The organism is Streptomyces bambusae, from assembly GCF_020532645.1.
Taxonomy (GTDB): domain Bacteria; phylum Actinomycetota; class Actinomycetes; order Streptomycetales; family Streptomycetaceae; genus Streptomyces; species Streptomyces bambusae.
Genome location: NZ_JAJAUZ010000088.1, coordinates 18,247 through 28,816 on the forward strand (window position 1 = coordinate 18,247; position 10,570 = coordinate 28,816).

The 10,570-nt window shown below is 71.1% G+C and carries 7 protein-coding genes; 4 read left to right on the plus strand and 3 right to left on the minus strand.

Features of this window, described 5'->3' with window-relative positions; genetic code table 11:
• Window positions 1-97: 97 nt before the first annotated feature.
• On the plus strand, window positions 98-436 hold the full coding sequence (locus LG634_RS34585) for a histone-like nucleoid-structuring protein Lsr2 (protein WP_226740000.1): 339 nt from the start codon (window positions 98-100) through the stop codon (window positions 434-436).
• Here the strand turns inward: LG634_RS34585 and LG634_RS34590 are convergent.
• Window positions 415-1,059, minus strand: a complete 645-nt coding sequence (locus LG634_RS34590) for an SCO3374 family protein (protein ID WP_226740002.1) — start codon at window positions 1,057-1,059, stop codon at window positions 415-417. The genes LG634_RS34585 and LG634_RS34590 overlap by 22 nt on opposite strands.
• Before the next feature lie 460 nt (window positions 1,060-1,519).
• Between LG634_RS34590 and LG634_RS34595 the strand changes: the two genes are divergently transcribed.
• On the plus strand, window positions 1,520-4,042 hold the full coding sequence (locus LG634_RS34595) for an ATP-dependent Clp protease ATP-binding subunit (protein ID WP_226740004.1): 2,523 nt from the start codon (window positions 1,520-1,522) through the stop codon (window positions 4,040-4,042).
• Window positions 4,043-4,128: 86 nt separating this feature from the next.
• Here the strand turns inward: LG634_RS34595 and LG634_RS34600 are convergent, their stop codons facing one another.
• Window positions 4,129-7,245 carry an NACHT domain-containing protein gene (locus LG634_RS34600; RefSeq protein ID WP_226740006.1) on the minus strand — a complete coding sequence of 1,039 codons (3,117 nt, stop codon included), beginning with the start codon at window positions 7,243-7,245 and terminating at the stop codon, window positions 4,129-4,131.
• A gap of 280 nt (window positions 7,246-7,525) precedes the next feature.
• Here LG634_RS34600 and LG634_RS34605 point away from each other — a divergent pair, with 280 nt between their 5' ends.
• A complete protein-coding gene (locus LG634_RS34605; RefSeq protein WP_226740008.1) occupies window positions 7,526-8,092 on the plus strand; it encodes a M23 family metallopeptidase in 567 nt (188 codons plus the stop codon).
• 83 nt (window positions 8,093-8,175) lie between these two features.
• Here LG634_RS34605 and LG634_RS34610 read toward each other — a convergent pair whose 3' ends face one another.
• Window positions 8,176-8,748, minus strand: coding sequence for a TetR/AcrR family transcriptional regulator (locus LG634_RS34610; RefSeq protein WP_226740010.1), 573 nt, complete (start codon window positions 8,746-8,748; stop codon window positions 8,176-8,178).
• A gap of 210 nt (window positions 8,749-8,958) precedes the next feature.
• Here LG634_RS34610 and LG634_RS34615 point away from each other — a divergent pair, with 210 nt between their 5' ends.
• The gene (locus LG634_RS34615; RefSeq protein ID WP_226740015.1) at window positions 8,959-10,458 is read left to right on the plus strand and encodes an MDR family MFS transporter; all 1,500 of its coding nucleotides are present in this window, start codon (window positions 8,959-8,961) and stop codon (window positions 10,456-10,458) included.
• Window positions 10,459-10,570 lie beyond the last annotated feature (112 nt).

Below are 10,570 nucleotides of genomic sequence, written 5' to 3' on the forward strand. Positions count from 1 at the left end.
GTCCCGCCCGGGTCCTGAACCTCTCCCAGGGGTTTGTGTTTTTCCGGGAAAAGCGGTTTCCTTTCCGCGTACTGCATTTTCGATGAAAGGAAATCCGGTGGCACAGAAGGTTCAGGTCCTTCTTGTCGACGACCTCGACGGTGGCGAGGCGGACGAGACCGTGACGTTCGCGCTGGATGGCAAGACCTACGAGATCGACCTCACCACCGCCAACGCGGACAAGCTCCGCGGTCTTCTCGAGCCGTACACCAAGAGCGGTCGCCGCACCGGTGGCCGTGCCGCGACGGGCCGCGCCAAGGGCGCCCGCGTTGCCGGCGCCGGCAACCCGGACACCGCCGAGGTGCGCGCCTGGGCCAAGGCGAACGGCTACAACGTGAACGACCGCGGCCGCGTGCCCGCCGAGATCCGCGAGGCCTACGAGAAGGCCAAGGCCTGATCCGACGGGGTACGCAGCAGCCTGGCCCGGTGGCATTCCGTCGCCGCCGCGCCGACCAGCCGTACGAGATCGGGAACCCCTCCGGGGGTCCCGGTGCCCGCAGGCCGCCCCAGGGCGGCCGTCGAGGGCAGCAGTGCCTCACCCCCCGGCTCGGGGGGCCGCAGCCACACGGCGGGCCCCTGACAGCCGTCCCCGGGCGCACCCGCCCCGGCGAGCGCGGGGGGCAACGGTGCGGTGATCCGCCCGCCGGCGCCGACCGCGCCGAGGTCCAGGGCGATCCCGCCCCACTCCAGCCAGTCCAGGAGCCCGTCCAGCTCCTCCGCCGTACCCGGGGCCACCAGCATCCGCATACGGCGCCCCAGCAGGGCCACCGGACCGGTGGCGATCCCGCGGCGCAGTACCGCGTAACCCGCACCGGCCGGCATTTCCAGGACGTCGAATCGGATTCCGGTCACCAGCTGCACCGGATTCCCGCCCGCCACCGGCCAGCCGAGCACGTGCGCGTACCAGTGCGCGACCGCCTCGCCGACCACCCCGTCCAGACCGCCGGGCCTGTCGGGCGGCGGAACCACGGGTGCCGAAGGCTCGAATGGGGCCTGCGGGAACGGGACGCTGCGCCACATGACCGGAGCAACTCCGGAATCGTCCTCGAGTTACGCACGGTCCTCCGGTCAATGCGCAGCGTGGAGCCCGGCCAAGCGGACGCCTGCATTCGACCCCGCAAGCGTGTTCGCCCTTAGCGGAGGAGACTGGTGCCGGGGGCATGGACTGTCACTGCTTACGGGTAAGACATCCCTAGTGGAACGGGGCGACACGCGGAAGCGGCCGACTCCCGTTCGCCGTCGGCGTAGCCGTGGAACGGGTATCTGTCTGGCCTGCGGGAACATCGTCTCGCACCATCGGGTTGGAGCAGTTGTCGGCTGTGCAACACGATTCACCCCCTGTAGATAGGACCGAGAGGGGTGAGCCGGGGACGGATGTCGGCAGTTGGAATGAGCTGTCCCGCCCCGCGGGACTAGCATGCGGAAGGACAGGGCGGGGACCGACCCCGAACTGCCCGACCGCTCTGAGGAGCGAATAACGATGTTCGAGAGGTTCACCGACCGTGCGCGGCGGGTTGTCGTCCTGGCTCAGGAAGAAGCCCGGATGCTCAACCACAACTACATCGGCACCGAGCACATCCTCCTGGGCTTGATCCACGAGGGTGAGGGTGTCGCCGCTAAGGCCCTGGAGAGCCTCGGCATTTCGCTTGAGGCGGTCCGCCAGCAGGTGGAGGAGATCATCGGCCAGGGCCAGCAGGCTCCGTCCGGTCACATCCCCTTCACCCCTCGTGCCAAGAAGGTCCTGGAGCTGTCGCTCCGCGAGGCCCTCCAGCTCGGCCACAACTACATCGGCACCGAGCACATCCTGCTCGGTCTGATCCGCGAGGGCGAGGGCGTCGCCGCCCAGGTCCTCGTGAAGCTGGGCGCCGACCTCAACCGGGTCCGGCAGCAGGTCATCCAGCTGCTCTCCGGCTACTCCGGGGGCAAGGAGGCCGCCACGGCCGGCGGGCCGGCCGAGGGCACCCCCTCGACCTCGCTCGTCCTGGACCAGTTCGGCCGGAACCTCACCCAGGCGGCCCGCGAATCCAAGCTCGACCCGGTCATCGGGCGCGAGAAGGAGATCGAGCGGGTCATGCAGGTGCTGTCCCGCCGCACCAAGAACAACCCGGTCCTCATCGGCGAGCCCGGCGTCGGCAAGACGGCGGTCGTCGAGGGCCTGGCCCAGGCCATCGTCAAGGGCGAGGTGCCCGAGACCCTCAAGGACAAGCACCTCTACACCCTGGACCTCGGCGCGCTCGTCGCCGGCTCCCGCTACCGCGGTGACTTCGAGGAGCGCCTGAAGAAGGTCCTCAAGGAGATCCGCACCCGCGGCGACATCATCCTGTTCATCGACGAGCTGCACACCCTCGTCGGTGCGGGTGCCGCCGAGGGCGCCATCGACGCGGCCTCCATCCTGAAGCCGATGCTGGCCCGCGGTGAGCTCCAGACCATCGGTGCGACCACGCTCGACGAGTACCGCAAGCACCTGGAGAAGGACGCCGCGCTGGAGCGCCGCTTCCAGCCCATCCAGGTCGCCGAGCCGTCGCTGCCGCACACCATCGAGATCCTCAAGGGTCTGCGCGACCGCTACGAGGCCCACCACCGCGTCTCCATCACGGACGAGGCCCTCGTGCAGGCGGCCACCCTGGCCGACCGGTACATCTCGGACCGCTTCCTGCCGGACAAGGCGATCGACCTGATCGACGAGGCCGGCTCCCGGATGCGCATCCGTCGGATGACCGCGCCGCCGGACCTCCGCGAGTTCGACGAGAAGATCGCCGGCGTCCGCCGCGACAAGGAGTCCGCGATCGACTCCCAGGACTTCGAGAAGGCGGCTTCCCTCCGTGACACGGAGAAGCAGCTGCTGGCGGCGAAGGCCAAGCGGGAGAAGGAGTGGAAGGCCGGCGACATGGACGTCGTCGCCGAGGTCGACGGCGAGCTGATCGCCGAGGTGCTGGCCACCGCCACGGGCATCCCGGTCTTCAAGCTCACCGAGGAGGAGTCCTCCCGGCTGCTGCGCATGGAGGACGAGCTCCACAAGCGCGTCATCGGGCAGAAGGACGCCATCAAGGCGCTTTCCCAGGCGATCCGCCGTACCCGCGCGGGTCTCAAGGACCCGAAGCGTCCCGGTGGCTCGTTCATCTTCGCCGGCCCCTCGGGCGTCGGTAAGACCGAGCTGTCCAAGACGCTCGCCGAATTCCTCTTCGGCGACGAGGACGCGCTGATCTCCCTCGACATGTCGGAGTTCAGCGAGAAGCACACGGTTTCCCGCCTCTTCGGTTCGCCCCCCGGTTACGTGGGCTACGAAGAGGGCGGCCAGCTGACCGAGAAGGTCCGCCGGAAGCCGTTCTCCGTCGTCCTCTTCGACGAGGTCGAGAAGGCGCACCCGGATATCTTCAATTCCCTGCTGCAGATCCTGGAGGACGGTCGCCTGACCGACTCCCAGGGCCGCGTGGTGGACTTCAAGAACACCGTCATCATCATGACGACGAACCTGGGTACGCGGGACATCTCGAAGGGCTTCAACCTGGGCTTCGCCGCCCAGGGCGACGTCAAGACGGGATACGACCGGATGAAGGCGAAGGTCAACGAAGAGCTCAAGCAGCACTTCCGGCCGGAGTTCCTCAACCGTGTCGACGACACGGTCGTCTTCCACCAGCTCAGCCAGGAAGACATCATCCAGATCGTCGACCTGATGATCGCCAAGGTGGACGAGCGCCTGAAGGACCGCGACATGGGCATCGAGCTCAGCGGTGAGGCGAAGCTGCTGCTCGCGAAGCGCGGCTACGACCCCATCCTGGGTGCCCGTCCGCTGCGCCGCACGATCCAGCGCGAGATCGAGGACATCCTCTCCGAGAAGATCCTCTTCGGCGAGCTGCGCCCCGGTCACATCGTGGTCGTCGGCACCGAGGGTGAGGGCGAGTCCGCCAAGTTCACCTTCCGCGGCGAGGAGAAGTCGGCGCTGCCGGACGTGCCCCCGATCGAGGCCACGGGCTCCGGCCCGGACCTGAGCAAGGGCGCGTAACCGCAGCCGGCACAGTCCGACACGGGGGCGGCCCCGGGACCCGCAGGGTTCCGGGGCCGCCCCTTTGCCGTGCCCCCGGGTACGCCCTACAGCCGGTGGACGGTGATCGAGCGGGGCAGCAGCACCTCGGAGGTCTGCCCGTTGACGACGTACAGGTCGGTCAGGCCGGGGAACAGGCCGGGGAGCCGGTTCAGTACGGGGTCCTCGGCGAGCAGGTGGTTGAGGTAGAGCCTGCGCAGCGCGGGCAGGGCGAGGCGGTCGGGGGCGCAGCGCAGGGAGCCTGCGGGCAGCTCCATCTCGGCCAGTACGGGCAGGGCGGCCAGCCGCTGCCAGTCCTCGGGAGCGGCCGGGCTGGAGCTGCCGGAGAAGTAGGCCGTCTTCAGCCGCGGGTGCCGCTCCACGCCGGCCAGCCCGTCCGTCAGACGGGCGGCCAGGGTCAGCCACTCCAGCGATGCCTCGGGAGACAGGCCGCCGAGCGACCACGAGCCGCGGTCGAGCACCAGGCCCAGGCCGCGCAGCCGCGGCAGGGCGGCCAGCACCTCCAGGTCCTCGGGGGCGGCCTGCGCGGTGAGGAACACCTCTCGGACGGGCAGTCCCTCGATGCCGGTGAGGCTGCGCAGCGCCGGGCAGCCGGTGAGTTCCAGGCTCTCCAGTCCGGTCTGGCCGCGCAGGAACCCGAGGTCGGTGAGACCGCCGGTCTCCCGCAGCGACAGGGAGGCCAGCCGGTGGTGTGGGGTGTGGGCGCGCAGCGCCTCCGCGGACACCGACCGCCCCACTGTCATCTGCCGGAAGACCACGGGCAGTTCGCCGAGCAGGGCGAGCTGTTCGTCAGAGGCCACGGTGACGGGGAGGTCGCCGTCGGCCACCCGGCCGATGACCTCCCGGCCGTACAGCTCGGTGTCGAACCGGTCCCACGCGGACAGCAGCACCCGCAGGACCTCCCGGTCCTCGTGCGAGCAGAACCGGGACAGGAAGGCGACGGCACGCTCGGAGGGCACGTGTGCGGCGGCCGTCACCACGTGCCGGGCCGCCACCGGGCCGACCTCGTCCGGCCCCGGCAGCAGGTCCAGGATGATCGGCCCGGCCTGGGCCAGCCGTACCGCCTGCTGTTCGTCGGCCGGCGGGATCAGCCGGGCGGCCCGCCGCTCGGCCTCCTCGCGTACGGCCGGGTCCAGTTCCGCGGCGTACTCCAGGCAGGCGAAGGCCAGCAGGGCCGCGCGGGTGCCCTCGCCGGCCAGCAGGGCGCGGATCAGTTCGGCCCGCTCCCGGGGGCGGGCCTGGGCCACCGCCATCCGGATGACGTCCTCCCACTGGTCGTCGTGGGCGTGCGCGGCGAGTTCCCCGAAGCCCCCCTCGTCCACGGCGGCCCGGGCCCCCAGGTAGTCCTGGAAGGTGCGGTGGACGAACTCCACCGTGCCCGGCACCGGCTCGCGCAGCAGACCGCTGCGGGCCAGGAAGTGCGCGTAGGCAGCGGGCCCGCCGCCGAAGGCGCGCTGCGCCTCGCGGACGGCGGGCAGGGCCTCGGCGATGAGCGCTTCGGCCCGGTGCCGCGGCATCTCCGTCCGCCCGTTGCGGATCAGCCAGAACGCGAGCCGCTGGAGCAGCTGGAGCTGCGGCTCCTCGCGCAGCTCGGCGACGGACGCGACGCGGCGCTCCCGGTCGCGGCGGGTCAGCAGCATCGAGAGGGCGGCCGCGTACAGGTCGTGGCGGCCCAGCGGCAGGAAGCCGCGGCGCTCCCGGTGCAGGGCGCAGATCAGTCCGCACATCAGCGGGTTGGTGGCGAGCCGCCCGAGGTCGGGCTTGCTGCGCACGGCGTCCCGCAGCCGCGTTTCGAGTCCGGCGAGGTCCGCGTCGGCCTCGGGGCGGCCGGTGGCGGCCGCGGTGTGCCAGCGGCCGATGAAGCCGGCGACGTCCGCGGCGGTCATGGGGGACAGGGTCAGTTCGCTGAAGCCCTCCTCGGCGAGCCAGTCCTCGCGGACCGCGGCGGGCCGGGTGGTGACCAGCCAGCGGTTGCCGGGGTACGCGGAGATCAGCCCGGCCAGCCAGTCGCGGGCCTCGGCCCGTTCCGCTTCGGGTACCTCGTCCAGGCCGTCCACGAGGACCAGCGCGCGGCCGCTGTCGAGGACCCGCGTCTCCCAGCCCTCGGGCTGGCTGCCGGCGAGCGGGGAGCCGGCGGCGGCGAGGAACCCGCGGGGTGCGGGCAGCCGTCCGCCGTGCCGGCTGAGGGCGCGCAGCGGGAGGACGTACGGGATCCGGTCGCGGAGGTATGCGAGCGGGGCGGTGGGCACCGGGCCGGCGGCGCGGACGGCCAGCCACTGGACGAGGGTGGTCTTCCCGGAGCCGGCCTCACCGCGCAGCAGGACCCGCTCGTGGGCGCCGAGGGCCTGGTCGGCGGGGAGGGTGCGCAGCCGGGCGGGGGCGGTGGGCGGGGTGCGCCCCGGCGGTGGCACGAGGGCGAGCGGACGGCGGCCGGAGCCGGGCCCCCCGGTGGGGCCGGGGTCGCGTTCGAGGACCTCCAGGCTCACGTAGGCGGCGTCGAGCGGCCATTTCGCGGAGCCGGGCGGCAGGTCGATGCCGTAGATGGTGAGGGTGGAGTGCTGCCGGGCCATGTGGGCGAGGTAGCGGTGCTCGAAGGCGGTGTCGCGGGCGTCCGGGCGGGGGATGCGGCCGATCAGCTCGTCGACCTTGGCGATGAGCTCGCCCTGGCGGCGGGTTTGGTGGACGAGGGTGTCGGCGACGAAGACGGAGCGCCGGGTGAAGAAGTCCAGGACGTGCAGGCAGACGGTGTCGAGCAGGCGCTCGTGGAAGTAGCCGGCGTCCCGGGAGAGCAGCGGCGCGGGGGCGGCGGCCCGCAGCCGCCGGGCCAGCTCGGCGTGGCCGAGTTCGACGGCCTGGACGTCGGTGAGGGCGAGGTCGCCGAGGGCGTGCAGGGTCCGGGTGAGGGCGTCGACGACCGCGGGCCCCTCGCCGTCGGGCAGCGGCCGCTCGCCGGGCGCCCGGAGGGCCCGGTCGACCAGTTGGCCGGCGAGGAGGCGCAGGTCGGCTTCGGTGAGGACGCGTTTCTCCCGGACGGAGACGTACGAGGAGAGGCGCACGGGCCGGTCCACGAGCCCGGCACCGGGTCCCTCGGGGCGGAACAGCCTCTTGATCAGTGGTGCCAGGGCGCTCGACGTGAGCCTGATGCCGATCAGGGTGGGGTCCACGACGGCTGAGCGTAGTTGCGGTTCCGGGTCTTTGGTCCCGAAACGGACAGGCGAAGGTCCCGGGCGGTGACAAGCCGCACAAGACAAAACGGACGTACTAGAAGTTTTAGTAGATCGCGGAGTGGGTGGCGCGGGTCCTGTGACCGAGGCGGATGTCCGTCAACGGTCCGGCATTCCCGCTCCGTTTCTACGAGCTTGGGTAGTAAGAGGGGGGTTTGGGGGTTCTGCAGGGTGCGGGTTACCAAAGATGCGTCCCCCGCTGTCCCGAGATTGGTTCCGCATGTCCCAGAGCGCTCGCACCGGCCGCCGTTTCCTGCCGTCCGTCCTCCGCAGCCGCACCGCCGTCGTCGCGGCCGGACTGGGGGCCGTGATGGCGTTCGGCGCCGCCGGCCAGGCGCTCGCCGCCGAGGCCAAGCCCGCCAAGGCGCCCGCGTGGGCCGACCCGGTCGACAGCTACCGGCTGACCGCGACCTTCGGCAACAGCGGTGCCCGCTGGGCGAGCAAGCACTCGGGCCAGGACTTCGCGGTTCCGGTCGGCACCCCGGTCAAGGCCGTGCACACCGGCGTCGTCGTCAAGGCGGGCGCGAACGGCGCCGGTGACGGCCCCGCGTACGGCAACGCCGTCGTGATCAAGCACGCCAACGGCACGTACTCGCAGTACGCCCACCTGTCGAAGGTGCTCGTCCGGGCCGGCCAGAAGGTCACCACCGACCAGCGGATCGCCCTCTCGGGCAACACCGGCAACTCGACCGGCCCGCACCTGCACTTCGAGATCCGCACCACGCCGAACTACGGCTCCGCCATCAACCCGGTGGCCTTCCTGCGGTCCGCGGGCGTCACCGTCTGACGCACGCCCACCGGCTGACGCGACGAGGCGCCGCACCCCTGTTCCCCGGGGGTGCGGCGCCTCTGACGTGTGCGGGCCGCCGGTCAGGCGTGGTGGGCCTGGGTGATCAGGTCGATGGCCACTTCCAGGGCCGCCTGCCGGGTCTCCTCGGGGTCCCCCTCCACCTGCTGGAGGAAGATCATGCCCGCGTGCAGGGTGAACAGGGCGCTGACGCAGCGGACCTGGTCGGTCAGCGGGGCGTCCCGCTTGAGCAGCAGTTCGACCATGGTGAACAGCCGCCGGCGGACCGTCTCGCCGATGCTCAGCTCGCGCATCGTGGCCTGGTTCTCCTGCATGAACCGGTACAGCTGGGCGCCCGCCACCATGGCGTTGCTGTAGCGGCGCAGCATCTCCTGCTTCGTCTCCAGGGTGGCCGGCTGCGCCCGGGCCCACTCGATGACCTCGTCGATCGGCCGGGTCTGGTCCTCGAAGATGCTGACGAGGATCTCTTCCTTGGTCTTGAAGTGGTAGTACAGCGCCGCCTTCGTGACCTCCAGCCGCTCCGCGATCTCGCGCAGCGAGGTCTTCTCGTACCCCTGCTCGGCGAAGAGATCCAGGGCTACGTCCTGAATGCGCTGCCGCGTGTTCCCCCGGCGCTGCGGAGTGCTGCTGGACATGTCTCGCTCCCGAGTCCACGAACTACTTACTTGACGCCCGGCAAGTTACGGGGCTAGCGTCCCCATTGTAGTGAACTAGCCGGGCGGCAAGTAAGTGCCAGGGAGCGGGACGTGAGCGAGTTGACGGGGACCGGGGCGGGGACGGGGAAGGGCGCGGCACCCGCCGGACCGGAGGAGCACGCGCAGCCGCGCAGCGTGCGGGTGGTGCTCATGGCGCTGATGATCGCCATGCTGCTCGCCATGCTCGACAACATGATCATCGGTACGGCGATGCCGACCATCGTCGGCGAACTGGGCGGTCTGGCCCACCTGTCCTGGGTGGTCACCGCGTACACCCTGGCCACCGCCGCCTCCACCCCGATCTGGGGCAAGATCGGCGACATGTACGGGCGCAAGGGCGCCTTCCTGGCCTCGATCGTGATCTTCCTGATCGGTTCGGCGCTGAGCGGCATGGCCCAGGACATGGGCCAGCTGATCGGCTTCCGCGCGGTGCAGGGTCTGGGCGCCGGCGGCCTGATGGTCGGCGTCATGGCGATCATCGGCGACCTGATCCCGCCGCGGGAGCGCGGCAAGTACCAGGGCATGATGGCCGGCGTCATGGCCCTCGCCATGATCGGCGGACCGCTGGTCGGCGGCACGATCACCGACCACATGGGCTGGCGCTGGTCCTTCTACATCAACCTGCCGCTCGGCGCGGTGGCCCTCGCGATGGTCAGCGCGGTGCTGCACCTGCCGAAGAAGACCGTCAAGGCGAAGATCGACTACCTGGGCGCGGCGCTGCTGACGGTCGCGATCACCTCCACCGTGCTCGTCACCACCTGGGGCGGTACGGAGTACGCGTGGGGCTCGGCGGAGATCATCGGGCTGATCGTCCTGGGGGTCGTGTCCACCGGAGCGTTCCTGTACGCGGAGACCAGGGCGGCCGAGCCGGTCATGCCGCTGCACATCTTCCGGAGCCGGAACTTCACGCTGATGTCCGTGATCGGGTTCCTCACCGGCTTCGCGATGTTCGGCGGCGTGCTCTACCTGCCGCTGTTCCAGCAGTCCGTACAGGGGGCCTCGGCCACCAACTCCGGGCTGCTGCTCCTGCCGATGCTGCTGTCGATGATGGCCGTCTCGCTGGTGGCCGGGCGGATCACCACCAGCAGCGGCAAGTACAAGGTCTTCCCGATCGCGGGCGGCGCGCTGATGGTCGTCGGCATGTTCCTGCTCGCGCAGATGGACACCGGGACCAGCCGGCTGGTGTCGGGGATCTACATGGCGGTGCTCGGCGCCGGGCTCGGTTTCCTCATGCAGGTGACGATGCTGGTCGCGCAGAACAGCGTGGAGATGAAGGACATGGGGGTCGCCTCGTCCTCGGCGACGCTGTTCCGCACGCTGGGCGGGTCCTTCGGAGTGGCGCTGATGGGGTCGCTGTTCACCACGCAGGTGCAGGCGACGATGACGGACCGCCTGGGCGCGGCCGGCTCGGACGCCACCGGTGCGTCTGCGCAGCTGGACGCGGCCAGTCTGGCCCGGCTTCCCGAGGGGGTCCGGGCGGCGTACCAGCACGCGGTCGCGGACGGTACGCACGCGGCGTTCCTGCTGGCCGCCGTTGTGGCCGTGCTCGGTTTCGCCGCGGCCTGGTTCGTCAAGGAGGTTCCCCTCCGCGGGGCGGCCCCCCAGCCGGCCTCCTCCGACCGCCACCCGGAACCGTCCCTGACGACGTGACTTCCCCCCCCGGCGGGGCGCTTCCGGCCCCGCCGGCCCGACTCCGGCTCCGCCGGGCCCATTCCAGCCCCGCCGGGCATCTCCAGCCTCGCCGGCGTTTGAGGCGCGGGGG

What these genes read in the sequence shown, in the direction of transcription:
- LG634_RS34590 (WP_226740002.1), bottom strand. Translation starts at nt 1,059, where the DNA reads ATGTGGCGCAGCGTCCCGTTCCCGCAGGCCCCATTCGAGCCTTCGGCA.
- LG634_RS34595 (WP_226740004.1), top strand. Translation starts at nt 1,520, where the DNA reads ATGTTCGAGAGGTTCACCGACCGTGCGCGGCGGGTTGTCGTCCTGGCT.
- LG634_RS34605 (WP_226740008.1), top strand. Translation starts at nt 7,526, where the DNA reads ATGTCCCAGAGCGCTCGCACCGGCCGCCGTTTCCTGCCGTCCGTCCTC.
- LG634_RS34610 (WP_226740010.1), bottom strand. Translation starts at nt 8,748, where the DNA reads ATGTCCAGCAGCACTCCGCAGCGCCGGGGGAACACGCGGCAGCGCATT.
- LG634_RS34615 (WP_226740015.1), top strand. Translation starts at nt 8,959, where the DNA reads ATGGCGCTGATGATCGCCATGCTGCTCGCCATGCTCGACAACATGATC.